General features: G+C 70.9%; 28 protein-coding genes, 2 tRNA genes and 1 pseudogene. 13 read left to right on the forward strand and 18 right to left on the reverse strand.

Annotated features, from left to right (window positions below; translation table 11 throughout):
- Position 1: 1 nt before the first annotated feature.
- Complete coding sequence (locus tag DVK06_RS01150; protein ID WP_053772206.1) at positions 2 to 589, reverse strand: HalX domain-containing protein; 588 nt, start codon at positions 587 to 589, stop codon at positions 2 to 4.
- A gap of 160 nt (positions 590 to 749) precedes the next feature.
- The gene (gene guaB, locus DVK06_RS01155; protein WP_121599007.1) at positions 750 to 2237 is read right to left on the reverse strand and encodes an IMP dehydrogenase; all 1488 of its coding nucleotides are present in this window, start codon (positions 2235 to 2237) and stop codon (positions 750 to 752) included.
- Between the two features lie 523 nt (positions 2238 to 2760).
- Between guaB and DVK06_RS01165 the strand changes: the two genes are divergently transcribed.
- The 4 genes and pseudogenes from DVK06_RS01165 to DVK06_RS01175 form a co-directional block, all read left to right on the forward strand.
- Positions 2761 to 3771 carry a DUF5794 domain-containing protein gene (locus DVK06_RS01165; RefSeq protein ID WP_053772208.1) on the forward strand — a complete coding sequence of 337 codons (1011 nt, stop codon included), beginning with the start codon at positions 2761 to 2763 and terminating at the stop codon, positions 3769 to 3771.
- A 107-nt stretch (positions 3772 to 3878) separates the two neighbouring features.
- A complete protein-coding gene (locus DVK06_RS01170; RefSeq protein WP_053772209.1) occupies positions 3879 to 4103 on the forward strand; it encodes a DUF5795 family protein in 225 nt (74 codons plus the stop codon).
- Between the two features lie 139 nt (positions 4104 to 4242).
- A tRNA-Trp gene (locus tag DVK06_RS18605) sits at positions 4243 to 4417 on the forward strand.
- A 43-nt stretch (positions 4418 to 4460) separates the two neighbouring features.
- Positions 4461 to 4712: pseudogene (locus DVK06_RS01175) on the forward strand (hypothetical protein); the annotation flags it as partial.
- Positions 4713 to 4766: 54 nt separating this feature from the next.
- Here the strand turns inward: DVK06_RS01175 and DVK06_RS01180 are convergent.
- From DVK06_RS01180 to DVK06_RS01215, 7 genes are all read right to left on the reverse strand, one after another.
- Positions 4767 to 5219 (reverse strand): DUF6653 family protein, encoded by a 453-nt coding sequence (locus DVK06_RS01180; protein ID WP_053772210.1) that lies wholly within the window; start codon positions 5217 to 5219, stop codon positions 4767 to 4769.
- 354 nt (positions 5220 to 5573) lie between these two features.
- A complete protein-coding gene (locus tag DVK06_RS01190; RefSeq protein ID WP_053772211.1) occupies positions 5574 to 5774 on the reverse strand; it encodes a hypothetical protein in 201 nt (66 codons plus the stop codon).
- A gap of 59 nt (positions 5775 to 5833) precedes the next feature.
- A complete protein-coding gene (locus tag DVK06_RS01195; protein WP_053772212.1) occupies positions 5834 to 6046 on the reverse strand; it encodes a helix-turn-helix transcriptional regulator in 213 nt (70 codons plus the stop codon).
- Between the two features lie 2 nt (positions 6047 to 6048).
- Complete coding sequence (locus tag DVK06_RS01200) at positions 6049 to 6474, reverse strand: hypothetical protein (RefSeq protein ID WP_233561587.1); 426 nt, start codon at positions 6472 to 6474, stop codon at positions 6049 to 6051.
- Between the two features lie 181 nt (positions 6475 to 6655).
- Entirely contained in the window at positions 6656 to 6853 is a 198-nt protein-coding gene (locus DVK06_RS01205; RefSeq protein ID WP_004598428.1) for a DUF5800 family protein, read from the reverse strand.
- Positions 6854 to 6953: 100 nt separating this feature from the next.
- Entirely contained in the window at positions 6954 to 7190 is a 237-nt protein-coding gene (locus tag DVK06_RS01210; protein WP_121599008.1) for a hypothetical protein, read from the reverse strand.
- Positions 7191 to 7309: 119 nt separating this feature from the next.
- The gene (locus DVK06_RS01215) at positions 7310 to 7486 is read right to left on the reverse strand and encodes a DUF5786 family protein (RefSeq protein WP_121599009.1); all 177 of its coding nucleotides are present in this window, start codon (positions 7484 to 7486) and stop codon (positions 7310 to 7312) included.
- A 143-nt stretch (positions 7487 to 7629) separates the two neighbouring features.
- On the opposite strand from DVK06_RS01215, the gene DVK06_RS01220 reads away from it, so the two are divergent.
- Together DVK06_RS01220 and DVK06_RS01225 are read left to right on the forward strand one after the other, a co-directional pair.
- Complete coding sequence (locus tag DVK06_RS01220; protein ID WP_121599010.1) at positions 7630 to 8619, forward strand: polymer-forming cytoskeletal protein; 990 nt, start codon at positions 7630 to 7632, stop codon at positions 8617 to 8619.
- Between the two features lie 288 nt (positions 8620 to 8907).
- Positions 8908 to 9789 carry a hypothetical protein gene (locus DVK06_RS01225; RefSeq protein WP_199718558.1) on the forward strand — a complete coding sequence of 294 codons (882 nt, stop codon included), beginning with the start codon at positions 8908 to 8910 and terminating at the stop codon, positions 9787 to 9789.
- A 110-nt stretch (positions 9790 to 9899) separates the two neighbouring features.
- Here DVK06_RS01225 and DVK06_RS01230 read toward each other — a convergent pair whose 3' ends face one another.
- A complete protein-coding gene (locus DVK06_RS01230) occupies positions 9900 to 10670 on the reverse strand; it encodes a ribonuclease H-like domain-containing protein (RefSeq protein WP_121599012.1) in 771 nt (256 codons plus the stop codon).
- Between the two features lie 146 nt (positions 10671 to 10816).
- Here DVK06_RS01230 and DVK06_RS01235 point away from each other — a divergent pair, with 146 nt between their 5' ends.
- Together DVK06_RS01235 and DVK06_RS01240 are read left to right on the forward strand one after the other, a co-directional pair.
- Positions 10817 to 11530: a glycerophosphodiester phosphodiesterase gene (locus DVK06_RS01235; protein WP_121599013.1), complete on the forward strand. Its 714-nt coding sequence runs from the start codon at positions 10817 to 10819 to the stop codon at positions 11528 to 11530.
- Positions 11531 to 11554: 24 nt separating this feature from the next.
- Entirely contained in the window at positions 11555 to 12274 is a 720-nt protein-coding gene (locus DVK06_RS01240; RefSeq protein WP_121599014.1) for an SOS response-associated peptidase, read from the forward strand.
- A 72-nt stretch (positions 12275 to 12346) separates the two neighbouring features.
- On the opposite strand, the gene DVK06_RS01245 is transcribed toward DVK06_RS01240, so the two are convergent.
- From DVK06_RS01245 to DVK06_RS01265, 5 genes are all read right to left on the reverse strand, one after another.
- Positions 12347 to 13201 (reverse strand): ZIP family metal transporter, encoded by an 855-nt coding sequence (locus DVK06_RS01245; protein WP_121599015.1) that lies wholly within the window; start codon positions 13199 to 13201, stop codon positions 12347 to 12349.
- A gap of 104 nt (positions 13202 to 13305) precedes the next feature.
- A complete protein-coding gene (locus DVK06_RS01250) occupies positions 13306 to 14763 on the reverse strand; it encodes a small ribosomal subunit Rsm22 family protein (protein ID WP_121599016.1) in 1458 nt (485 codons plus the stop codon).
- Positions 14764 to 14783: 20 nt separating this feature from the next.
- The gene (locus DVK06_RS01255) at positions 14784 to 15557 is read right to left on the reverse strand and encodes a prephenate dehydrogenase (RefSeq protein WP_053772223.1); all 774 of its coding nucleotides are present in this window, start codon (positions 15555 to 15557) and stop codon (positions 14784 to 14786) included.
- A 79-nt stretch (positions 15558 to 15636) separates the two neighbouring features.
- Entirely contained in the window at positions 15637 to 16956 is a 1320-nt protein-coding gene (locus tag DVK06_RS01260) for an MFS transporter (protein ID WP_121599017.1), read from the reverse strand.
- Between the two features lie 100 nt (positions 16957 to 17056).
- Complete coding sequence (locus tag DVK06_RS01265) at positions 17057 to 17734, reverse strand: thioredoxin domain-containing protein (protein ID WP_121599018.1); 678 nt, start codon at positions 17732 to 17734, stop codon at positions 17057 to 17059.
- 114 nt (positions 17735 to 17848) lie between these two features.
- Between DVK06_RS01265 and DVK06_RS01270 the strand changes: the two genes are divergently transcribed.
- Positions 17849 to 18244, forward strand: a complete 396-nt coding sequence (locus tag DVK06_RS01270; RefSeq protein WP_053772226.1) for a DUF5779 family protein — start codon at positions 17849 to 17851, stop codon at positions 18242 to 18244.
- A 38-nt stretch (positions 18245 to 18282) separates the two neighbouring features.
- Here the strand turns inward: DVK06_RS01270 and DVK06_RS01275 are convergent, their stop codons facing one another.
- Positions 18283 to 19899: a long-chain-fatty-acid--CoA ligase gene (locus tag DVK06_RS01275; RefSeq protein ID WP_121599019.1), complete on the reverse strand. Its 1617-nt coding sequence runs from the start codon at positions 19897 to 19899 to the stop codon at positions 18283 to 18285.
- Positions 19900 to 19998: 99 nt separating this feature from the next.
- Between DVK06_RS01275 and DVK06_RS01280 the strand changes: the two genes are divergently transcribed.
- From DVK06_RS01280 to DVK06_RS01295, 4 genes are all read left to right on the forward strand, one after another.
- Positions 19999 to 20235 carry a hypothetical protein gene (locus DVK06_RS01280; protein WP_053772228.1) on the forward strand — a complete coding sequence of 79 codons (237 nt, stop codon included), beginning with the start codon at positions 19999 to 20001 and terminating at the stop codon, positions 20233 to 20235.
- A gap of 180 nt (positions 20236 to 20415) precedes the next feature.
- Positions 20416 to 20490, forward strand: a tRNA-Met gene (locus DVK06_RS01285).
- Positions 20491 to 20714: 224 nt separating this feature from the next.
- Positions 20715 to 21326: a translation initiation factor IF-2 subunit beta gene (locus tag DVK06_RS01290; RefSeq protein WP_053772229.1), complete on the forward strand. Its 612-nt coding sequence runs from the start codon at positions 20715 to 20717 to the stop codon at positions 21324 to 21326.
- Positions 21327 to 21418: 92 nt separating this feature from the next.
- Positions 21419 to 22594 (forward strand): Xaa-Pro peptidase family protein, encoded by a 1176-nt coding sequence (locus tag DVK06_RS01295; RefSeq protein ID WP_121599020.1) that lies wholly within the window; start codon positions 21419 to 21421, stop codon positions 22592 to 22594.
- Between the two features lie 10 nt (positions 22595 to 22604).
- Here DVK06_RS01295 and DVK06_RS18855 read toward each other — a convergent pair whose 3' ends face one another.
- Positions 22605 to 22757, reverse strand: coding sequence for a hypothetical protein (locus tag DVK06_RS18855; RefSeq protein WP_199718548.1), 153 nt, complete (start codon positions 22755 to 22757; stop codon positions 22605 to 22607).
- 87 nt (positions 22758 to 22844) lie between these two features.
- Positions 22845 to 25211 carry an ATP-dependent DNA helicase gene (locus DVK06_RS01300; protein ID WP_121599021.1) on the reverse strand — a complete coding sequence of 789 codons (2367 nt, stop codon included), beginning with the start codon at positions 25209 to 25211 and terminating at the stop codon, positions 22845 to 22847.
- Positions 25212 to 25246 lie beyond the last annotated feature (35 nt).

Genomic DNA, 25246 nt, shown 5'->3' on the forward strand with positions numbered 1-25246 from the left:
GTTACGCGTCGGCGTCGAAGTCCTGAAAGAGCTTCTCGTAGTCCTCGTCGTCGCTCGCGACCGCGTCGCGCGACTCGTCGGCCCGCTCGCGCAGCTCCTCGATCCGGTCGGTGAGGCGCTGGTACTCCTCGTTGTCGGCGAGGTCGTTGGCGCTCTTCTCGGACTCCAGCATCGCTTTCTTCGAGGTCAACGAGAACAGCTCCTGGACCTCCGAGTCGTACTCTCCGCGCCGCAGGAGCCCCTCGACGGTCTCGCGGAGCGTGTCGCTCGTGACGGGCTTGACGAGGTAGTCGTCGAACCCCATCTCCAAGATGTCGAAGTCGGGCTCGACGGCGGTGACCATCGCGACCCGGCAGTCGATGCCGCGGTCGCGGACGGCGGTGAGGACCTCGTCGCCCGAGAGGCCGGGCATCCGGCGGTCGAGGAGGATCGCGTCGACCTCGTTGTCGGCCTCGTCGAGCTGATCGAGCGCCTCGCGGCCGCCGTACGCGGTTCGGACGCGGTACTCGTCGCCGAGCCAGGCGGCGTACAGGTCGGCCAAGTCGGGTTCGTCCTCGACCACGAGGACCAGCGGCGGTTGCTCACTCATGGGTGACGGGAGCGAGGGGGTGTTCGCTCACACGTTTCGTCTCGCCGCTGGCTATATTAAAATACCTCTTCGACGCTGGGGTCGATCGGCGGCGCGGCCGGTCGCGACTCCGTCCGGTCCGGCCTCGGAGCCGGTCTCGCCCGCCGCGCGGCCTCCGCGGTTACTCGCCCGGGCTGTAGTTGGGCGCCTCGTCGGTGATCATCACGTCGTGCGGATGGCTCTCGCTCTGTCCCGCCGAGGAGACGCGGACGAACTCCGCGCGCTCGTGGAGGTCGGGGACGGTCGCGGCGCCGACGTACCCCATCCCGGAGCGCATCCCGCCGGTGAGCTGGTGGAGCTCGGAGGCGAGGCTCCCCTTGTACGGCGTCGCGGCCTCGACGCCCTCCGGGACGAACTCCTCGTCCTCGTCCTCCTCCTTGAGGTAGCGGTCGCCGCCGCCCGACTTCATGGCGCCGACGGAGCCCATCCCGCGGTACTGCTTGTACTTCTTCCCCTGCATCGTGATGACGCGGCCGGGCGCCTCGTCGGTGCCGGCGAAGTACGAGCCGAGCATCACCGCGTCCGCGCCCGCCGCGATGGCCTTGATCGCGTCGCCGGAGTAGCGGATGCCCCCGTCCGCGATGACGGGCACGTCGTGCTCGGCCGCGACGTCCGCGACCTCCGCGACCGCGGTCATCTGCGGCATCCCCGCGCCGCTGACGACGCGCGTGGTACAGATCGACCCGGGGCCGATTCCCACCTTCAGGCCGTCGGCGAAGTCGACCGCCGCCTCGGCGGCCTCGCGCGTCCCGACGTTGCCGACGACCACGTCGGCGTCGACGGTCGATTTGATCGCCTCCGCGGAGTCCAAGACGTTGAGGTTGTGCGCGTGGGCGCAGTCGATGAAGATGACGTCGACGCCGGCCTCGTCGGCCGCGACGGCGCGCTCCTCCTCGAAGGGGCCGACGGCGACGCCGGCGAGCAGGCGGCCGCGCTCGTCGCGGGCGGCCTCCTCGTGTTCGCGGCGCTGTAAGATTCCCTGCATCGTCACCAGGCCGACGAGCCGCTCGTCGCCGTCGACGATGGGGACGCGCTCGATCTTGTGGTCGTACATCAGTTCGAGCGCCTCTCGCGCGTCCACGTCCTCCGGCGCGGTGATGACTTCGTCGGTCATCGCCTCGCGGACGGCGTCGTCCTCGCCGACCTCCAGGTACGGGCGGATGTCGGTGCCGGAGATGATCCCGAGGACGGTGTCGTCCTCGGCGACGACGGGCGCGCCCGAGACGCCCTGCCGCTCCATCACCGCGTCGGCCTCGCGGACGGTGTCGTCGGGCGAGACGGTGACGACGTTCTCACGGCGGATGACGAGCTCGTGGGCGCGCTTGACGCGCTCGACCTCCGCGGCGGTCTCCTCGACGGTCATGTTGCGGTGGAGGACGCCGAGCCCCCCCTCGCGGGCCATCGCGATGGCGAGGTCGCTCTCCGTGACGGTGTCCATCGCCGCAGACAGGACGGGAACGGTGAGTTCGACGTTTTTCGACACGCGGGTGGAGAGGTCCGCGTCGTCGGGCTCGACGCGGCTCTCCTTCGGTCGGAGCAGCACGTCGTCGAACGTCAGCGCTTCCGGAACATCGAGCTTCGCCGAGAACCGGCCAGAATCTGTCGCCATATAATCCGTCACAAGCGCCCGATGAAAAGCGTTGCGAGACGGCACGGACGTGGTGGTTGCTCACAATCGAACCCGCGTTATATACAGAATCGTGCCTATTTCGGCGGATTCGGCTGCGACCGCGGTCGGATCGGAGGCGGTGACCCCGATCGTTCGGTCCGCCCGACAGCCGCGGTTCGGGAACCGAGAGATGATCGGTGATGATCGGGGAACGTCGACGTATCGTCATCGAAGCGCTACCATCGCCGTCGAATCATCGTGTCGTGCGGACACGTCTCACACAACCTTTAACGCGACCAAAACTCATATATTAGGTATGGACTCCGACAGTCCCGTGAACGCGCGCATCGCCGGCCAGCCGAACGCCGCTCTCGGCGCCCGCTTTACAGCCGGCAATCCGCGCAAATCCTTTACATGGGCTCGTCGGACCCTTCGCGGCGTGGACTCCGCGTGCTGGTCCTCAGACCATCGCGAGTCGCACGCGTCCCACCGCCACCCCGTCGGTCAGGGCTATCGTCCCTAAATGAGCACCTCACGTCACCCGGTCGCCCTGCGGCTCGAACAGCAGGTCGGGAGCGCGACGAAGCTGCTCGCGACGGTCATGGCCCTGCCGCTCGTCGACGGCATCTTCCCCGCGCTCGTCGTCGCCGGCGTCCTCGGATCTGCCACCGGCGTCGTCGAGACCGGCATCCTCATCTTCGGCGGCTCCGCGACCGCCGCGGTGATCCTCGCCGAGATGGACGGCTCGCGGCGGGAGATGGCGACCTCCGTGCTGCTGATCGGCGCGGTCATCATCCCGGTCGCAGCCGTCGAGGCCGCCCTCGCGCCGACCCTGCAGGGGCTCCTCGACCTGTCCGTCTTCGAGCGGTTCGCGGGGCTCGTCATCCTGACCATCGCCGCCAAGACCGCCAGTTCGGAGGTCGGCGAGTTCCTGCCGAGCCCCGGCGTCATCATCGGTCTGGGCCTCGTCGCGAGCTTCGACCCGTCCGGATTCGCCGTCGAGACCTCGACCGAGTACGTGGTCAACGGCACCGCGGCCGCCGCCGTGGGCGTGGCGTTCGCGCTGTCGATCGCGCTGCTCTCGCCGCACCTCCGCGGCCGCGTCGACATCGACCGGTTCCGGTTCGGCTCCGCGGTCGCGCTGGGCGTGCTCGCCCTACCGATCCTGCTCGGCCCGTTCGACCTCATGCAGACGGACGCGCCCATCGCGCTCGCGGTGCTGGCGGTGACGACCCTGTTCGCGTACGACCCGAGTGCGGACGGCGAGGCGAGCGTCGCCGGCGACGACGCGCCCGACGACGACGCGCCGACGAGCGACCCCTCCGAGTCGGACGAGGGCGACGCGGCCGACGTCGGCGGGGAGTCGGACGCGGAGGCCCCGAGCGATCCGCCGCTCGACGCCCCGCCGGAGGGCCCATCGACCATCGTCGACGACGACGTCGCCGTCCTCGCGAACGGGGGCGACGGGCGAGAGACCGACGACGACGGCGCGGACCCGTTCGCGGACGACGACTCCCGCGCGCCGTGGCTGTGACCGGCGGGTAGCCGCCCGCGGACGGCCGCCCGCCTGAGCGCTTCTCCCGTCGCTCCGATCGCCGCGCGTGTCGCCGGGGTTTAGGCACTCGGCCCCGAACGACCGGTATGTCGAACCGCGTCGTTCAGGGGCGGATGGTGACGCCCGAAAAGCTCGCAGAGCTGGTCGAAGGGGAGCCGGTGCTGGAGGCCGAGTCGATCACCGACGCCGACCGCGACTGCCCGGACTGCGGCGGCGACGTCATCTCGGTCGGATACATGCCGAGCGTGACGGAGTTCGTCACCGGCTACAAGTGCCAGGACTGCGACTGGAGCGCCGACGACCGCGACTGAAACGCTCGACCCGACCCACCCGACGAGCGGCGGGACGGGCCGAGGGCGTCCGGAGCGGAAGCTCCCCGCCGTCCCTCGATCGCTCTCGATCGAAACCCCTTTATCTGCGTTTCAGCAAACTGTTGATGCGAGATCACGCGGGGCTGTGGCCAAGCCAGGCATGGCGACTGACTCCAGAGGCTTGCGCCCGGGACGACACTCCAGACTGATATACCGAGCGGCCGACTGATCACCGGTCGTGTTGACGACCCTCTGGAGTTCCGAGGCGCACCGGAGATATCAGTCGATCGGGGGTTCAAATCCCTCCGGCCCCATAGCGGTCTCCACCCTAACGTATCACTTCTTAGTAATAGGTATTCGAGGAAACACAGGTCCGTAGCCGGGGAGGAGAGCACGCGCCTCCACGTCGAATCGCTGACGGCGGACGCGTTCGCGACCGCGAAGGACATCTTCCGGCAGCACGAGCGATCCTCGTTCGTCGACGCCTGTATCGTCGCGTACATGCAGGTCGAGGGGCTGGGCTACCGCTACGCGTTCGACGGCGACTTCGACGCCGCCGAGGACGTGTACCGCCTCGACGTCGCGGCCGACCCGTACCGGCAGGAGTGACCGAGGGGCAGCAGATGCTACTCGCTCGCGGTCGTCGACGCTGACCAACGACCGCTATCGCTCCTCCGGTCGGTCACGGGCGTCGTACCGCCGGACCAGCGCGCCAACATACCATAACTTCAGCGCCATCGAGAGCGCGCCGGCGAGGCCGGCCCGGAAGGGGCGCCGGCGGTACGCGGCGACGAACGCGTACACCGAGACGGGGACGTTGAGCAGGTTGAGCCAGTTCGGGTACGTGATGTCGAAGACGCCCGCCTTCTGTTCGCGCGTCCACCAACGTTCGGCTAACACCACGCGGGTCATCCACGCGTCGTCGTCGTCCGGCGGCGGGAAGAGGATCGGATTCGCCACAGTGAACAGGAGTGCGGCGCCCGCGAGTCGCCACTTTCGGTGATAGACAGCGAAGAGGAGCGCCGGCAGCAGGACCGTTCGACTCCAGCCGCTCTTCGGATTGGAGTGACGACGCCAGAACCGTTCTTCAAAATCGTCCGGCAGAGTGGGGGCCATGGTCGGGATTTCTCTCCGAGCGATCAAATAGTTTCCTTCGAGGCAGAGGGCGTCTCACCACATCCGGACGGGATCGCTCACGTGGCACTGCGACCGCGGGCTCCCGATCGGCGTGGTCAGCGAGCGCGCCGACGCGGACCCGGACACGTTCAAGCGCTACTACCACAAGGCGGACCGGCACCGGAAGTCGCAGAACGTAGAGAGGAGTACACCGCGGACCTCGATATCGCCGGGACCGGCGAGGAGGACGCCGACTCATGACGACGACCGCGGTTCAGGTCCCTGTGGCCCCAAACTCTGCTGCCGCGTCCGGCGAGGCGACCGACACCGACGACGAAAGCGAGTCGACCCGGGTCAGCGACGCGCCACGATCCGCCCGGCCATGAGGCCGACGAGCCCGATCATACCCGCCATCGCGAGGTAGAGTCCCAGCCCGATCAGTTCGCCGTTCGCGCCGTTCACGCCCGCGAGGCCCAGGAACACGACGGCGATGACGGCGTGGAGCGCGAACACGCCGGACGGGACGTTCACTCCGAGATCGAATCCGATGTCCATGTCGTTCGCTTCGGCGGGCGTCGGAAAAAGTCGTCCGGTCGGACCGCGCGACGGCGGCGCTACGAGCGCGGCTCGTCGGGCAGGTCGAACACGTCTTCCACGCGCGCGTCGAACTCGCGTGCGATGCGCCAGGCCAGCTCCAGCGAGGGGTTGTACTCGCCCTTCTCGACGTAGAGGACCGTCTGCCGAGTCACGTCGACGCGGTCGGCCAGCTCGGCCTGCGTCAGGCCGGCCTCCTCGCGGAGCTCGCGGACGCGGGTGTCGAACTCCACGGTTACGCCTCCACGCCCCGCCGCCGCACCCAGGCCCGTGTCCCGTGAGCGACGGAGGAGACGCAGATCGCGACGGCGGCCCAGACGACCACGACGCGGGCCTGCGCGTAGGCGGTCTGTGCGATACCGTCGAGCCCGCCCGTCGCCTGTAGCGCGGACCCGACGAGGAAGACGGCGAGCGAGGCCCCGAACAGCAGCATCGCGGCGCGGCTCGCGGCGGTCCGCGTGATCGCTCGGGTGCGCTCGTCGGTCGGCGTGTACCCGACGCGGTCGGCGACCGTCCGGCTCACCGGGAAGAACGCGACGAACAGCACCGCGCCGCTGGCGATGATCGGAGCAGATTCCCGGGCCAGTCCGAGGTTGAGCGTCAGCACCGTGACGAGCATGTGAACGGCCCGTCCGATGCGGTACTTCGTGCGAGGTCGCATTCGGTTGTCACCTCTATGTGTTAGTTCGATCTAACGTTATATATTTCTTACTCCGATCGGCGAGACTGGCACCGTCGCTCGCGAGGGGCAGGTCAGATCACACAACGAGAGCGGATTCGACGAAGCGGTACCGACTCGGTGTCGTCAGAGGAAGGCCCGGCGAACGAGCAGCCGGCCTCCGCTACAGCACGTCGCCGATCCGGACCGGCTCGCCGTCCAGGTCCGGATCCTCGGCGACGATCGTCAGCACCTCGTGGTCCGTGACGTCGCGGTACGACTTCCCGGTCGCCTCCTCGATCAGCGTCTTCTCTAACTCGAACTCGGTGCCCTCGTAGACGACGTCGACCCCGCGGTCCGTGAACGTCAGGTCCGTGCTCATCGGTTCAGAGTACTCCGCGCGAGGTGATAAGGAACGCGCACCGCCGGAGGCGGTCGTCGCACGTCGGGGACACCGGTATCGACCGCGCGCCGCGCGGATCTCAGGTGGCGTCGCAGGCTGCGTCGTGGCCTGCCTCGCAGAGTCGTTCGAGCATCTCACACGCCTGTCCGTTCCCGCTCGCGCAGAGTCGACGCGCGAGCGCGACCGTCGCGGCGGGGGCCTCGTCGCCGTGGTCGGTGTCGGCGGTCTCGGACCGGTCCCCGCGTCGCCGTCGGTTCCGGCGACCGCGGCGCGTCCGGCGGCCGACCCGACCCACTCGGTTGCGGTTCCGTGCCATATGGTACCGAAGCAGCTGGAGGATCATAAATCCGAACTGGGCGTGCGAACGACACGCACACCCGCGACGACGACCCGCGCCCGCGGCCCAAGGAGCGCTGCGGAGGAGAGCGTGGGGACTCAGTCGTCGTCGTCGCGCATCTCGGAGAGGCGGCCGACGAGGTCGTCGGTGTCGGCGTCGCCCTCGATGGTGACGTCGCCGTCGTGGTCGTTCTCGTGGACGTTCACCGCGTCGTCCTCGTCGGTGTCGACGTCCTGATCCTTCTGTTCGCTCTCGTCGTACGATCCGAATCCCATGGGCGAGATACCGACGGCGCACTGAAAAGCGCGGCGACAGGGGGCCGCCGCGGGAGGCGTTCACGTTCCGCGCGGCGCTCGCGTCGTCCGACGCGTGTCCGACGCCCCGCACCGTTTATACGCTCGGGGCGACTGCTCCCGGTGTGTCGCTGCGAGGAGACGGCCCGATCGAGGAGCTCGCGATCCCCTCTGAGACGACCGTCGAGGAGCACGACGTCGTCGTCGACGGCGACGTGCTCGTGGGCGGGCAGTCGACCGTCGAGCTCGGCGTCCGCGGCCGCAACGTCGCGATCGGCGAGCGCGTGCGCGTGGGCGACGACATCGAGGCCGAGGGCGACTGCCGGCTCGACACCTGGTGTTCCGTCGACGGCAACGTGCTCGTCGGCGAGGACGCGTACCTCGGCGAGCGGGTCACCGTCACCGGCCGGTTGATGGTGTCGGGCGACCTCGACATCGGCGACGACGTGACGGTCGAGGAGGGGTTCGAGGCCAACGGCTGGATCGTCATCCGCAACCCGGTGCCGACGATCGTCTTCTACTTCATCGTCCTCTCGCAGCTGCTGCGCGTCGGCGAGACCGACGCCGCCGACGAACTGGCGGAGGCGCTCGCCGACGGCGACGACGTGCGGGACCCGCTGTTGGTCCCGCGGAACGCCGAGATATCCGACGACGCGTGGCGCGTGTCGACGCCGGCCACCGTCGGCGACGACTGCCGCCTCCACGGCAACCTCCGCGCGGCGTCGATCCGCGTCGGCGAGCGCAACGAGGTGTTCGGCTCGCTGCGCGCCCGCGAGGACGTCACCGTCGGCGCCGACACGATCATCCACGGCGACGTGACGACCCGCGGCGGGACCGTGACCGTCGAGAGCGGCGCGCGCGTCCTCGGCGACGTCTCCGCGGGCGATCTCGTGGTGTACGACGGCGCGGAGATCCAGGGCACCCTCCGGGCGCGCGGCGAAATGAAGCTGATCCAAGAAGCGGAGCGGGCGAGCGAAGACGACGGGGTCGAGTCCGATGTACCGGACGAGGCGGCCGCCGAAGCCCAGACCGACGCCGCGGACGCCGAGGAGGCCGCGACGGTGACCACCGACGCCGGCGCGGCGCCCGAGACGGTCGAGTCAGACGACTCCTGACCCGTTGCGCCGGACGTGTTTCGGCCGCCGGGGACGCAATTCAGAATGCGGTTCTTAACGACTAAAACGGCGTTTCACGCAGGTATTTTTCGGACAGTTTATGCCGGAACCCCCGCGGCGATCGACGTTTAACGCGGTTTTATCCGATTTAATTTCACGCCAGTTCTAAACTGACACAAGGCACTTACAACAGGCACCGAAAGCCTCGGGTGCGTCATGAGCCGACCTCTGACGGCGACCCGCCGCGCGACGCTGGCGGGACTGGGTGCGATCGTCGCATCGGGATGCGTGACGGGTGTCGCCGCGGCCGCGGAGAGCGACTGGACCGTCGAGGCGACCGAGACCGACAGCACGCTCCACGACGTGGTGTCGGCGAGCGCCGGCCGCTTCGCGGTCGGCGGCGGCGGCGTCCTCACCGCGCCGGCGGCCGATGGCTGGCGGACGCTTCGCGCCGGCGGCCCGACCGGGAACGGCAGCAACCTCTACGGGGCCGCCGTCACCGACGACGGCGAGCGCGTCTGGTTCGTCGGCGCGAGCGGCGCCATCGGCGAGTACATCCCCGCGACGGACACCCTCGTGGACCACTCGGCGCCGATGGACAACACGAACAACTACAACGCCGTCACCGTCACCGGGCGGGCCGGCGAGGCGAACGTCTACGTCGCCGGCGACTCCGGGAAGATCTACTACAGCTTCGAGAACGGCGCGGCGGGGACCTGGGACTACGTCACGCCGGGCAGCGGCTCCGCGCTCCCCGCGATCGACTTCCACGGCCCCCGAAGCGGGCACGCGGTCGACACGAACGGCCGCGTGTTCGTCACCGACGACGGCGTCACCTGGAACGCCATCGGGATCGAGGACGCCGACGTGACGTTCTACGGCCTCGACAGCGACGCGCCCGACGACGTCGCCGTCTCCGGCGGTAACGGCGCCGTGCTGACGTACGACGGCGCGAACTGGACGCCCGACGCGCTCGGCGACGCCGATCTCGTCGATGTCGAGACGGACGGCGAGGTCGGCTACGTCGTCGGGAGCGGCGGCGTCGTCCAGGAGCTCACCGCCGACGATCGGTTCGCGCTCGACACGCCGACCGGCGAGAACCTGAACGCGGTCGACGTGGACGGCGACGCCGTCGTCGTCGGCAACGGCGGGATCGTCCTGCGCCGGTAACCGCTTCGGCGGCTCCGACCCCGCCGGCGTCGACCCCGCCGGCGTCGACCGAGGCGGCGGCTCCCATCGCGACGGTCCATACCCGCCGTTCGCGACCTATCGGGTCCCTCTCAGTCGCGGTCTCCGTCCGGGGCGGTGACGAACACCTCGTCGTCCAGGCGGTCGCAGACCGTGTCGGCGAGCGTCCGAAGGTTCACGGTGTCCTCGCGGTTGTACGAGACGAGCGTCTCCAGCGCCTGGTCGCTCCCTCGCTCGTACTCGCGCCAGAGCCGGACCGCGTCCCGGCCGGAGATGTCCGGGCGGTCGCGGTCGATCCCGATCTCCCTCTCGATGGGCTTCAGCCCGCCCGAGAGGCCGATCCGCTTCGCGGGGTACATCAGGTCGAGGTGGGGGGTGTCGATCTCGACGTCGAAGGAGGTCTCCAGGAAGGGCACGTCGAAGCGCGCGCCGTTGAACGTCGCGAGCAGGCTGGCGTCCGCGAACTGCTCGCGAAGGCGCCGCGCGGTGAGGTCCTCGCCCGCGACGAGCGTCGTCGTCTCGCCCCCCTGATGGAAGCTGACGGTCGTCACGCGGTCGCGCCGCTCGTCGAGCCCGGTCGTCTCGATGTCGAAGAAGCAGGTCTCCTCGCGGAAGTTCTCGTAGAGCCGCCAGCGCTCGCCCGAGGGGAACGCCCGGTCGAAGTAGGCGGCGTCCCCGTCGTCGAGCCGCGCGAGCGCCTCCGCGATGAACGACTCGATCCGGTCGGCGGTCGTCGCGCCCACGCCCGCCACGTCGACCGCGGGGTCGAACTCGTCCCACGTCGTGACCCCTCGCTCCCAGAGGCGCCGTTCGGTCGTCTCGCCCACCCCCTCGACGGGGATGAAGCTGTTCTCGATGCGCATGTCCGACCCCGAGCGGCGCGCGGGCAAAAAGCCGACGGGAGCGGCCGCGCGGCCGACCGCGAGCGAAGAGCTAACACGCCGCGGTACCGATGCGAGCCCGTGAACGACCGATCGAACGAGGCGACCGATACGCCGAGGGGGGCCCGATGAAGCGGGCGGGCCCCGACGGCGTCGCGCTGATCGGCCACCGTGGCTGCGCCGGCCAGTACCCGGAGAACACGGTCGCGGCCGTCGAGCGCGCGGCGCCGCACGTCGACGCCGTCGAGGTCGACGTGCGCCGGTGCGCCAGCGGCGAGCTCGTCGTCTTCCACGACGCGGACCTCGACCGGCTGACCGGCGCGTCCGGGCGCGTCGCGGACACGGACTGGAAGGCGCTGCGCGAACTGACGGTGCTCGACTCCGGCGAACCGATCCCGCGGCTCGGCGAGGCGCTCGCGGCCGTCCCCGAGGGGATTGGCGTCAACGTCGAAATCAAGGAGCCGGAGACCGCGCTCGACGCGCTCGTCGTCACGCGGCGGGCCGACACCGAGGTGCTGTTCTCGTCGTTTCGCCCGGAGGCGCTGGCGTCGCTGCGCGACCGCGACCCGGCGACGGACCGCGCGCTGCTCGTCGCGGACGCGGCCCCCGAGCGCGCGGTCGAGCGGGCGACGGAACTCGGGTGCGTCGCGGTCCACCCGCCGATCGACCTCGCGACCGAACCGGGCTTCGTCGAGAGGGCGCACGAGGCGGAGCTGGCCGTGAACGGGTGGACCGCGGCCGATCGGGAGGACGCCGAGCGACTGGTCGCGGCCGGCGTCGACGGGGTCATCGCCGACCGGTGGGACCTGCTGCCGGAGGCCGACCGGTCGTCGCGGAATTAAGTGGTCTCGCGGCAAGCGATCCGTATGTGCGGCCGCTACACCCTCTTCACCCCCGCCGCCGACCTCGAAGACAGGTTCGGCGCGGCGTTCGGCGACCACGAACCCAGCTACAACTGCGCGCCCGGGCAGTCGCTCCCCGTCATCCGCGACGCGGACCCGTCGGCGGCGACGCGGATGGAGTGGGGGCTGACGCCCTCGTGGGCCGACGAGTCGTTCGACCTCATCAACGCCCGCGCGGAGACGGTGCGGGAGAAGCGGAGCTTCGCGGACGCCTTCGAGCGCCGGCGCTGCCTCGTCCCCGCGGACGGCTTCTACGAGTGGGTCGGCGGCGACCGAGGGTCGGGCAAGACCCCCTACCGCGTCGCCTTCGAGGACGACCGGCCGTTCGCGATGGCCGGCATCTACGAGCGGTGGGAGCCGCCGACGCCGGAGACGACCCAGACCGGGCTCGGCGCGTTCGGCGGGGGGTCGGGTGGAGGGGAGAACGAGAAGAGCGACGACGGACCGATTGAGACGTTCGCGATCGTGACGACGGAGCCGAACGACCTCGTCGCCGACCTCCACCACCGGATGGCGGTGGTGCTGGAGCCGGGCGAGGAGGAGGCGTGGCTCCGGGGGGATCCGGACGAGGCCGCCGCCCTGCTCGACCCCTACCCGAGCGACGAACTGACCGCGCACCCGGTGTCGACGCGGGTGAACTCCCCCGCGGTCGACGCGCCGGAGTTGATCGAGCCGGTCGGGTGAGTCGCGTCCGCCGGAGTCGGCCCGTCGGGTACGGACGCGCCGTCCGGGGGGACGGCCTCCACGGAGGCGCGGTCAGGCCGCCAACGAGATGTCCAGGTACAACATGGTGATGACGCCGACCATGAGTCCGAGGGTCGCCACACGCTCGTGGCCGCTTCGGTGCGTCTCGGGGATGATCTCGTCGGAGATGACGAACAGCATCGCCCCCGCGGCGAACCCCATCGCGTACGGCAACAGGGGCGCGACCGCCGCGACGGCGACGGCTCCGAGCACCGCCAGCGGAATCTCGACGACACCGGCGCGTATCCCCGCGAACGCGGCGTAGATTCGGCGGTCGAGGCCGGCGTTAATCGCCGCGACGGAGACGGCGAGCCCCTCGGGGATGTTCTGGATACCGATCGCGAGCATCAGCGACAGCGCGCTCCCGAGTTGCGCCGGATCGCCGGCGGCCGCGCCGAACCCGACGCCGACCGCGAGCCCCTCGGGCATGTTGTGTAGCGTGATGGCCAGGACGAACAGGACCACCCCGGTTACCCGCTCGTCGCTGACCGGTAGCGTCTCTCCGGGGTTCGCCGCGTCCGTGCGACGAGAACCGGTCAGCAGGAAGTGGGCGTGGGGAATCAGCGCGTCCGCCCGATCCAGAAACAGAGCGCCGACCCCGACGCCGATAAGCGTCGGGATCGGGTTACCGCCGGAGTACTCCTCGACGCCGGGGATGATCAGGCTGGTGAACGCGGCGGCGAGCATGACGCCGGCGGCGAAGCCGAGCATCCCGTTGAGGGCTCGCTCGGACGGGCTCCGCCAGACGAGGACCAGCGACGCTCCGGCGAGGTTCAGCAGCGCGATGATGACGCCGCCGACGAACGCCTGTGCTACCGAGGAGGTACCGGCGATACGGACGAACGCCTCGGTGATTTCGACCGCCATCTGACACCGATAACACGGGGGGGTTGATAAGTCTACACCGGAGACGGTCGCCCGTGGCGCCCGGTGACGAAGCTGCGCGCCCGTTCCCCACGCCCTCCGCCGGCTCAGCGGGCGACCAGGTCCACGACCGTCTCGTCGTCGACGACGACGTTGTACGCGCCCTCGTCCTCGTTCCAGAGGACGAGCCCGTTCTCGACGAAGACGACGGACCCGTAGCCGGCCTCGCGGAGGTCGCGGTTCAGCGCGGTCTCGCGGGTACAGACGAGGTAGTGGTCGGTCGCCTGGGAGCCGTCGCCGACGCGGTAGACGGCGTTGTCTCCCTCGCTCAGGTCGTGGCTGAGCTTCACCGCGAGCAGGTTCACCCGGTCGGTGACGTGCCGCTCCGACTCGGCCATGCGCGCGCACCGCTCCGCGCTCGCCTCGACGTCGACGCGCCGACGGCCGTCGGGGCGGAGGATCGAGTAAGCGAACTGTACGTCGACGTTGACGAACTCGCCCGGCTCGTCGGTCTCGCCGCGCGCCGCCGCCTCGTCGAGCCGGCGCTGGAACGGCGGGACAGCGAGGTCGGGGGCCACGTCGAACGACCAGCCCGGGTCGGTCGGGACCGCGTCGGGCCACAGGCGGAGCGCCGGCGAGTATATCTCGGCGTCCCGACCGGGGTCGCCGCCGGACGCGACGACCTCGCGCTCGACCCGGCGGAGCCCGGTCGCGGTGTTCCGGTCGGCCGGCGCGAACGCGACGACGCTGCCCTCGGGCGCGAGCGCGTCGACCGCGGCGCCCGCGACCGCAGCGGGGTCGGCGAGCTCCGAGAGGACGTTGCCGAACAGCACGAGGTCGAACGGCTCGTCGGTCGCCGGGGCGGGCTCTTCGCCCCCCTCGAGCCCGAGGAACGACTCGGCGGTCGTCTCGTGGACCGTCGCGCGGAAGTTCCGGCCGGTCTCCTCCAGCAGCCGGTCGAGGACCTCCGTCGCCGCGCTCGGCTCGACCGCGTGGTAGTCGACGACGGCGTCGTCCGGGAGGTAGTCGTGGAGCCCGAGCGCGGGCCCGCCGACGCCGGCGCCCACGTCGAGGACGCGGAGCGTGCGGTCGAGCAGGCCGTTCTCGGTCAGGTCGTCGAGGACGTACCCGACCGTCGCGTAGTACGCCGGGAGGTGGTAAACGGCGTAGCCGAGCGCCGCGACGCGGTCGTACTCGACCTCGTTCTCGTAGAGGTAGTCCGTCTTCATCCGGCGGACGCGCTCGCGGAGCTCGGCGCCCGACTCCCCGCGGTGCCAGTTCGCGCCGTACTCGCGGACCAGCAGGTCCTCCAAGGCGAACGAGTACTCGTCCGGGAGCGATTCGGGCGCCCAGCCCGGCGGGTCGACGGGCGCCTCCTCGACGGGGACGAACGCCCCGTCCTCGCGCTCGCGGAGCCGGAGGTCGAACGCCTCCTCGCGGAGCGTCTCGCGGACGACCGCCGGGTGCGGCGTCCCTTCGATGTACTCCGCGATCTCCTCGGGGTCGATCGGTCTGACGTTGCGCAGGTAGTTCGCGTTGTTCCGGACCGCGGTTCTGTCGATCATTGGTGTCTCGTCGCGTCGTCTCACTCCAGCCGCTCTCTCCCCTCGCGGTCGCCGCGGGCGCGCTCGTACAGGGCGGCGAACGCCTCGTCGTCCGCGTCCGCGATCGCCGCCGCCGCGTCGGCCACGTCCTCGGCGCCGTCGAAGGCGCGCTGTATCTCGGCGTACACCGCGGGCGACCCCTCGGTGACGGTGTCGGCCACGTCGTCGAGCGCGGCCGACACTGGGGTGTGGAACTCCTCGCGGACCGGCTCCGCGGCGAGCCGCCACGCGAGCACCGCCGCGTGCGCGCCCGCCTGAACGGTCTCCATCGCGCCGTCGTGCTCCGCAGCGGTCGTCTCGAAGACCTCGTTGCCGCCGGCCTCGATCGACGCGGTGAACGCCTCGACCGCCGGGCCGGCCTCGTCGACGGCGACCGCGACGTTGCCCGGGACGCGCGGCGGCGCGAACAGCGGGTGGTAGCTCGCGCGTTCGAGGCCGGGAGCGTGCTCGCGCATCGCCGCGAGCGCGTCGGTCATCTCGCCGGAGACGTCGACGATCGCCCGCTCGGCGCGCGGCGCGTACGCCTCGACCGCCGCCGGCACCGCCGACATCGGCACCGCGAGGCAGACGGCGTCGTGGACGGAGTCCCCGTCGGCCTCGACCGTCCGGGCGTCGCGCCCGGCCGCGGCGTCGGCCGCGACGGTCGGGTCGCGGTCGGCGAACGCGACGCTCGCGTCGACGGGCGCGGCGTCGGCCGCGACGGTGTCGGCCGCCCAGCGCCCGATCTCACCGGCGCCGACAACGAGGAGGTCCATCGGTTACGAACACGCAGGCGGCGAGTCGGTTAAAAGGACTCGGCTCGCCGCGGCGAGGGCGCGGCCCCTCGGTCGTCGCTCACCCCTCCGCGCCGACGCGCCCGAGGGCTCCGGCGCCGGGCGCGATCGACCGGACGGCCGGGAGCAGCGCGAGCGCGATCAGGAGTTCGAGGCCGCCGACGGCCAGGAACGCGGGGGTGTACCCGAACGCGTCGGTCGCGCTCCCGCCGATCAAAAAGCCCGCGAGGAACCCGAGGGACCCGAAGACGTTGAACAGGCCCATGGCGGCGCCGCGGACCTCCGGCTCGACGAGGTCCGTGACGAGCGCCATCGTCGCCGGCGCCATCAGCGCCCCGCAGACGCCGACGAGGATCATCAGCGCGGCCGCGACCGGGTAAACCGGAGCGACGCCGACGCCGACGGTGACGACGCCGTACGCGAGCGACCCGGCGACCACGGGTAGGAACCGCCCGATCCGGTCGGAGAGCGCGCCGAACGGCGACTGTAGCAGGGCGAACGGCACGAAAAAGAGCGCGAGCGTCGCGCCCGCGCCGGTCGCCGACAGGCCGAACGTCGCCGGGTCCTGGAAGTAGTACACGCCGACGAGCGCGAAGAACCCGGCCGTGAGCCGGTCGACGAACCCGAACGCGAGGGGGACGAGGAGCCCCGGGGTCCGGCGAGCGCGCGCGAGCACGTCGGCGAAGCCCGCCGTATCCCCGCCGTCGCCGGCCGCGCCCGCGTCGCTGCCGCGGCCGGTCGGGGCCCGGTCGTCGACCGTCGCCGACAGCAGCCCCGCCGCGGCCAGCACGGCCCCGCCGGCGTACACCGGGTAGAGCGCGCCGAGGTCGGCGAGCCAACCGCCGACGACCGAGCCGACCGCCGCGCCGAGGCCGATCGCGAGCCCGGCGGCGCCCATGTTGCGCCCGTTGCCGCCCCGTAAGTCCATCAGGAGGGTGATAGACAGCGAGAACGCCCCGATCGTCAGGGCCCCCCCGACGACGCGGACGAGGAGCGCGGCACCGAAGCCGAGCCCCAGGGCCGGCAGCGACGCGAGCGCGACGTACGACCCCGCGCCGCCGAGCGCCCCGACGACGATCAGCGGGACCCGCCGCCCGAGCGCGTCCGAGAGCGCGCCCCAGACGACCGCGAACGACACGAACGCGCCGCACTCGGCGACCAGGAACCACATCCCGGCGTCGATGCCGGCGGGCGCGCCGAGCGCGACGACGAGGTCGGGCACGCCCGGGTAGAGGAGGACCTGCGAGATCAGCACCGCGAGGACGACCGCGCCGAGCCGCCGGCGGTCGGCGGCGTCCGCGTCGCCCCCGACGGCGTTCGCGTCGACCGAGCGGTCGCCGGCGGCGGCCTCGGTCGCGGGGGAGGAGTCGGGGTCGCTCATTTACGTATAAAACGGGTCGAACTGGCAAAAGACCGACGCTCTGGGAAGATCTACTCGGAGACGGGCCGCTCGCGGCGCTCTCCGGCCGGTCGGCTGCACCTCAGAGTTCGGACTCGATCGCGGCGGCGATCGACTGGGCCCCGTAGCCCTCTTCGACGGGACTGCCGTTCACGAAGATGCTCGGCGTCCCCTCGACGCCCATCGACGCGCCCTCCGCCCGGTCGTCGGCCGACGCCTGGCCGAACGCCGCGAACCGGGCGTCGGACAGCACCGCACAGGGGTCCGCGCCGGCGGCCTCCGCGGCGGCGCCGAGCGTCTCCCCGCTGTAGCTCCGCTGCGACTCGTAGGCCGCCGTGGCGAACTCGAAGAACGCCTCGTCACCGTTCCGGGCGCCGACGCCGCGGGCCGCGCTCGCGACGGGGACCGCCCACGTCTCGTCGACCGGGATCGGGAAGTCCCAGTGCTCGTACCGGATGTCGCCGGGGTCGATGTACTCGTCGCGGATGACCGGGAAGTGGTCGAGCTTGTAGCTCGCGCAGTGCCCGCAGGTGAAGTCCTCGAACGCCTGAACGACCACGTCGGCGTCCGTGTCTCCGAGGGTCGGCCGGTAGTCGAGGTCCGGGTCCGACGGCTCCGTCAAGTCGCAGTCGTACTCGCCGGTGTCGAGTTCCACGCCGCTGAGGTCGAGGGTCGTCCCCCCGCCGCCGAGACACCCCGCCGCGCCGACGACGCCGACCGACGCCGCGCTCGCGAGCAGGGACCGCCGCGTGCGTTTCATATCGTCTGCTGGGATCGGCGCGCACTTAACCGCTCCGCGACCGGGCGGCGGTCGGTGTGGGGCGAGGCCGCCCCGCTCCCGAACGCTTTTGCCGCCGCCTGTCGACCCCCACGTATGAGCGACTGGGACCTCGACCTGCGGGACGCCGAGGCGAAGATGGACGAGGCGTTCGCGGCGGCGGGCGACGTCGTCCTCGGCGTCTTGGACGGCACGACCGACCCGGAGGAATGGGTCCGCAGCGTCGACTACGGGAACACCCTGGTGTTGTCGATAGACGGCGACCTCAACGAGCTCGCCGCCCCCTTCGCGCGCGACGTGAAGGACATGGACGGGGAGCTGATGCACTTCCGGGGCTTCCTCGTCGTCACGCCGCCGGGCGTGAGCATCGACACCGACCGCCTGAGCGACTCCGGCGGCGAGGAGGCGAGCGGAGCGGACGACGCCGAGGCGAGCGGAGCGGACGACGCCGAGGCGGGCGACACGGACGAAATCGACGAAGGCGAGGACTGAGTCCGGGCCGAACGCCTCCCGACCGCGGCGAGCGACCGCTACCCCTCGCCGACCATCCGCTCCTCCTCGTCCCACTCGCGCTCGCGCAGCTCGTACTTCTGGATCTTCCCGGTCGCGGTCGTCGGGAGCTCCGCGACGAACTCCACCTCGCCGGGCGTCTTGTAGTCCGCGACGCGCTCGCGGACGAACGCCTTGAGCGCCTCGGGCGTCGCGGCCGCGTCGTTCGGGTCGCCGCCCTCCGGGACGACGAACGCCTTCGGGGTCTCGCCCCAGCGCTCGTCCGGGGCGGGGATGACGGCCACGTCGGAGACGACGTCGTGTTCGAAGAGGGTGTCCTCCAACTCGATCGAGGAGATGTTCTCCCCGCCGGAGATGATGATGTCCTTCTTGCGGTCCTGGATCGAGACGAACCCGTCCTCGTCGACGACGGCGAGGTCGCCCATGTGGTAGTACCCCTCTAACCGCTCGGAGAACGCCTGCTCGGTGGCCTCGGGCTTGTTCCAGTAGCGGTCCATCACCTGGTTACCGCGGACGACGATCTCGCCGATCGTCTCGCCGTCGGCGGCGACGTCCTCGCCGTCCTCGTCGACGACGCGCACGTCCGTGCCGAGGTAGCCGATCCCCTGGGTCTTCTTCACCGCGAAGCGGTCGTCGGCGCCCTCGTCGAAGTGGCGCTTCGCGTCGGAGGTGGTGATGAGCGGGCCCGTCTCGGTGGCGCCGTACACGTGTTTGAGATCCCACCCGAACTCCTCCTCGACGGTACGGATCGTCGCCTCCGGCGGCGCCGCGCCCGCGGTGGCGACCCGCACGTCGTTGTCGCCGGTCGTCTCGCCGCCGTGTTCGGCGTAGTGGTCGCCGAGCATGTTGAGGACGGTCGGCGCGGCACAGAAGTACGACACGTCCTCCTCGCGGATCCGCTCGAACGTCTCCGCGACGTCGACGCCGCGGGTACAGACGTGCCGGGCGCCCATCCCCGTGATCGCGTAGATGTGGCCCCAGCCGTTGACGTGGAACATCGGCAGCGTCCAGAGGTAGACGTCGTCGTCGGTGATCTCCTGGTGGATCGAGATGAGGTACGCGTGGAGCGTCTCGGCGCGGTGCGTGCGACAGACGCCCTTCGGGTCGCCGGTGGTCCCCGAGGTGTAGTTGATCGTGATCACGTCGTCCTCGTCCATCTCCGGGCGGTCGTAGGCGTCGGGGTCGGCGTTGTCGAGCGCCGCGTCGAACGACTCCCAGTCGCCCTCGACCGCGTCGGCGTCGTTCGTGAGGAACGTCTCGGTCGGCACCTCGTCGCGGATCGCCTCGACGTTCGCGGCGTACTCGGCGTCGGCGTAGATGGCGTCGACGCCCGCGTCCGAGAGCATGTACGAGAAGTCGCCCGGCGTGAGGCGGTAGTTCAGCGGCGCGTGGATCGCGCCGACCTGCATCGCGCCGTAGGCGGCCTCCAGGTGGTAGTGCGTGTTCGGGTCCAGCACGGCGACCCGGTCGCCCTTCTCGATGCCGCGAGCCTGAAGCGCGGCGGAGAATCGGTCGGCGCGGTCGCCGAGCTCCGCGTACGTGTACCGCGTCCCGTCGACCGCCAGGATCGCTTCCTCGTCGGCGTAGTGTCGGCGCGCCCGGTCTAGGAAGTCCGTCGTCAACAGCGGCTTGTTCATCGTCTATCACTATCGATGATGTGTGAAATCATTTGCGGCCGCCGCAAGGGAGCGACGGTCGCGGGAGGCTTTTCACGGTCGGCCGCGCAGCGTGTGGAGATGACCGACGAGACCGGCGGATCGCCGCTCGGCGAAGGGTACGTGATTCCGATCGCCGGGCTGCTGGCGTTCGCGTTCGCGCTGATGGCGGGGCTCACCGCGCAGCGGGCGCTCTCGGGCGACCCCGCCGACGTCGGGGTGACCGTCGGCCTGGCGCTCGTCGCGGTCCTCGCGCTCCGGATCCGCACGAAGGCCGTCGCGGCGCGGGAGGGCGACGCGGAGGAGACCGAGGCGTGACGGGCGGGAGATGAGTGAAACAAGCAGGGCAAGCGTGGGACAGGGGCGGGACAGGAGCGGGGATGGGCATCGATCACGGCGGCCGGCGCGAGGGCGCGCGACCGCCGTGGACGCGTGGACGAATCGCACACCGGCGGCGGGATCAGAACCCTTAACAGTCGCACGCGATTTTGCTACGGTAGCGGGATGGGATAGCCAGGAGATTCCGCCGGGCTCATAACCCGGAGATCGGTAGTTCAAATCTACCTCCCGCTATCTTCTGTCGACGACCGTGAACGCCGAGCGTAGCGAGGCGCGAGCGCCGTCGTCGACGAGATAGCCTCGGAGAAGGCTTGAACCAGGGAACGGAGTGGCCGTGGTTCAAATCTACCTCCCGTTACTTCTGGCCGACTGTCGGCATCCTACTGCTGGCTCCGCCCTTCGGAGTCGCGGCCACCGAACCCGGAAGCGATTTCCGTCGCGCTGTCGTTTTCACGCGTATGGATTACGAATCGAGCCTCGACCGCGCGATGGATGAGGTACCGGATCTGGGCGGCTCCGACGAGCGGCTGTCGGTTCCGGACCCGGAATGGCAGAAGGACGGGGCGTTCACCCGCCTGACGAACCTCTCCGCGATCGCCGACGCGCTGAGCCGCGAGCCCGAGCACGTCCACTCGAAGATCCAGCAGGAGCTGGGCACCGCCGGACAGTACGAGGACGGCCGCGCCCGCTACAGCGGGAACTTCCGCGAGCGCGACTTCCAGGCCGCGATCGACTCGTACATCGAGTCGTTCGTCACCTGCTCGGAGTGCGGCCTCCCGGACACGCGACTGGAGACCGAGAACCGGACGCCGATGCTCCGCTGTGAGGCCTGCGGGGCCTTCCGGCCGGTGGCGAAGCAGAACACCTCCAACACCCAGCGGCAGGAGGACGCCGTCGAGTCGGGCAACACGTACGAGCTCGAGATCGTCGGCACCGGCCGCAAGGGCGACGGCGTCGCCGAGCGCGGGGAGTACACCATCTTCGTCCCCGGCGCGCAGGAGGGCGAGACCGTGACCGCCTACATTAAGAACGTCTCCGGCAACCTCGCGTTCGCCCGCCGCGAGGACTGAACCGCCGGCTCGGCCGCCGCACCGGGGGCGTCCCCGCGGGGCCGCCGTTCCGCTACCCGACCGTTTATCGGCCCGTTCGCACATCTTGAGGCATGGCCACGAAACTCCCCGAGTCGGCCTTCGACGACCGGCTCGCCGCGGTCCGAGACCGCCTCGCGGCGACCGACGCCGACGCCGCGACGTGGGTGGGCGCGACGGCGATCGAGTACCTCACCGGCTTCCACCACATCCAGACGGAGCGGCCGGTGGTCCTCGCGGTCACCGACGACCGCGTCGAGATCACCGTGCCGCGGCTGGAGGTCGAGCGCGTCGAGCCCAACCCGCGGATCGACGCCGTCCATCACTACTTCGATTACCCCGGCGGCGAACCGGTCTCGGTCGCCGTCGAGATGCTGGACGGGCTGGGCGCGGACGCCGTCGCCGCGGACGCGGACGGGCCGCCGGGCGTGATGGGGTACGAGGGCCCCGCCTTCTCCGAGTCGCTCGACGTCGAGACGCAGTCGTGGGTCGACCGGATGCGCTGGGCGAAGTCCGACGCCGAGGTCGACCTGATCCGCGAGTCCGCGAAGTGGGCGAACCTCGGCCACCGCTACCTCGCCGACTACTCCGAGCCGGGCGCGCACCCGGCGACCGTCTCGCAGCGGGCGTCGACCGACGCCTCGCGCGCCATGCTCGACGCGCTCGGGGACAACTACGCCGTCCGCGTCCGCGGCGACGGCCCGGTCCACGCCGGCTACATCTCCGGCGAGGAGACCGCGCTCCCGCACGGCCACACGCCGAACGAGCGGCTCGCCGAGGGGGACGTGCTCGTCACCGGCGCGACGGCGAACGTCGACGGCTACTGCTCCGAGCTGGAGCGGACGATGTTCGTCGGCGACTACGACGACGAGCAGGAGCACTACTTCGAGCTGATGTTGGAGGCGCAGACGCTCGCCATCGACGCGTTGGGCCCGGGCGTGCCGGTCGCCGAGGTCGACCGGGTCGTCCGGGAGTACTTCGAGGAGCAGGGCGTGACCGACCTCGCGCAGCACCACGTCGGCCACAACATCGGCCTCGGCGCCCACGAGCCGCCGTACATCGACCGCGGCTGGGGCGAGCGGTACGACGGCGACGACGCGGTGATGGCGCCCGGACACGTCTACACCATCGAGCCCGGGCTCTACACGGACGAGTACGGCTACCGGCACTCGGACACGGTCGCGATCACCGAGTCGGGAACGGAGCGGCTCACCAACTACCCGCGCGACATCGACTCGAACGTCGTCTGAGCGCGGGCGCTCAGGCGATCCGCTCGACGGCGACCCGGTGGCCGGTGTCGGCGACGTGGTCCCGACCGAGCGCCTCCGCGTCCGTCGAGGCGTCACAGAGGCGTTCGAGGGGACACTCGCGGCAGACGACGTGGTAGCGCTCGGCTTTGAACGGGGAGTACATACCCTATATACTCTCCCCCGGAGCATAGTTACGAGCAGCGTACCACCCCGATAGCAAGTCCCTACCACGCGGCGAGGGGCGCCCGCGTCACTCGGGCGTCGCCGAGGAACGCGACTCGAACCGGTCGAGGGCGACCTCCAGCATGTCCGGGCTGACGGGCTGATACTCCTCGCGCTCGTGTTCCGGGAGGAACTCCCTGACGCCGTTCCACGAGTCGCGGGCGTAGCGCGCGTCGAGCAGGACGCGGACGCCCCGCTCGTCGGGCCCGCGGATGACGCGACCGACAGCTTGCCGGGCCTTCCGGACGGCGGGGACCGTGAGCGCCGTCTCGAACCCGGACTCGAACCGGCGGTCGTAGGCGGTGATGACCGCTCGCGTCTGCGGCCGCGCCGTGTTGATGATCGGGACGCCGCAGACGACGGCGGCCGCGAGGCGGTCGCCGCGGTAGTCGACGCCCTCGGTGAGCGTGCCGCGGAGGCTCGTCACCAGCACCTTCCCCTCGCCGGCGAAGAAGTCGTCCTTCAGCGACTCCGTCTCGCGGTCGCCGGAGGACTCGTCGAGCAGGACCGGCTTGTCGAGCCGCGCCGAGAGCGACTCGGCCATCCACGTCGCCTCGGCGTAGCTCGGGGTGCCCACGAGGACGTTCCCGTCGCGGCGCGCGACCGCGGCCGTCGCGTCGAGGTGGGCGAGCCGCGTCGGGTTCTCCTCGCCCGGCGCGCCGCGGTTCTGGTGGGTGAACTTCGGCGCGTCGACCGCGAGGCTCGCGCGGTTCTCCGCGGGGAACGAGAGGCCGTACGTCCGCTCGACGACCGGGCGACCGCGCTCCGCGAGATGGTTGACCCCGGTCACCTCCCGGAAGAGGTCCATCGGCTCCAGCGTCGCGCTCATGAGGACGCCGCCGCCGAACTCCGCGAGGCGGTCGCCGATCGGCTCGCTCGGCAGGCAGTTGTGGAGCGCGAGCCGCGCGTTGTACGCCCGGCGCCACGAGTCGGGCGGCTCCGTCTCGTCGAACGTCCGTTCGAGCTCGATAGCCCGGAAGAAGTCGGTGTGGCCCTCGCGGTACCAGGCGTTGAGGGTGCGGCCGACGCCCGGGGCCGCGCGCTGCTTGTCCTCCTCCTCCAGCGAGTCGAGGACGCGCTTGACGACAGCCCCCACCTGCTCGGCGCGCGCCCAGACCTGCTCGCCGTACCCCTCGCGGTCCGCCCACGCCGTGATCTCGTCTTCGCCCGGCTCCTCGGGGTCGCGGAGCGGGATCGCCTCGTCGTCGAGGTCGCGTATCGACGCCCGCCAGTCCGGGCGCTCGCGGTCGAGGTGCGCGGTCACGCGGCGGTCGAGTTCGCCGCGGAGGTCGGCGTAGAACTCGCGGACGGCCTCGATCTCCTCGACGGTCACGTCCGCGTCCGCCAGTTCCCCTCGGACGAGCGCCGCGTCCTCGGACTCCGCGCCCGCCGACTCGAACGAGAGCGGCTGGACGACGCGGGTGAGCTCGTTCTCGGCGTCGCGGAGGCTCGCGTCCGCGACGGCGTCGCTGACGAGGTCGCGGACGCGCGGTTCGAGCATGTGGGCCTCGTCGCAGACGACGAAGGTGGAGTCGTCGAGGAGCGCGCCGGTGAACGTCCCGGTGGTCACGGGGTCGAACGCGTGGTAGTAGTTGCCTATCACGACCTCGACCTCCGGGACGAGCGCGCCCATCACCGAGTGGGGACAGGAGCCGTGTCCCGCGGCGAGCCGGACCAGCTCGTCGGCGTCGACGTGGCCGAGTTCGGTGACGTCGAACGGGACCGCCTCGGCGGGGTCGCCGTCGTCGGGGAGGTCCTCGAGGAAGCCGGCGTAGAACGGACAGAACTCGACGTCGTCGTACTCCTCGGTGTCCGGGCGGTACGGGGTGGGCTCGCCGTCGACGGAGAGGTAGTCGGCGGCGGTCCCGTCGGCGGGCGAGCCGGCGTCGGCCCCCGAGTCCACGAGCCCGACCTGCTGGCTGCGCGCCTCGCTCACGAGGTTCGAGGTCGTCGTCGCGCCGCCGTCGCCGACGAGGTTGCGGGTTCGCTCGCGGAGCCCCTCGCAGCGCTCGTAGACGTTCTCCCGGTCGATCCCGCCGCGGTTCTCTCTCGCGTACGGGCAGACGTCCGCCTTGCCGACGAGGGTGAGCCCGGAGACCGGGTCGTACCCGTCGGGGAGGTCGTCGTTTATCGTCCGCAGGTCCGTCTCGAACTGGCGCAGCTGCTGTTTGACGCTGGTGAGGACGAAGACGCGCTCGAAGTCGGAGTCCGGGTCGCGGACGCGGTCGAGGCCCGCGGTGAGCGCGAGCATCGTCTTCCCCGTCCCGCAGGCGCCCTCGAGGGCGAGGAAGCCGCCGTCGGCGGCGGCCTCAACGGCGGCGTCGATGCCGTCGGCCTGTTCGGGGTACGGTTCGGGGTGGCCGAAGAGGTCGGCCCACGGGGGCGAATCGGTCACGAGGGCGAGTTACGCGCCATCCGAGTTAAACGCTT

The sequence above is a fragment of the Halorubrum sp. Atlit-28R genome (assembly GCF_003665955.1).
Lineage (GTDB): Archaea > Halobacteriota > Halobacteria > Halobacteriales > Haloferacaceae > Halorubrum > Halorubrum tropicale.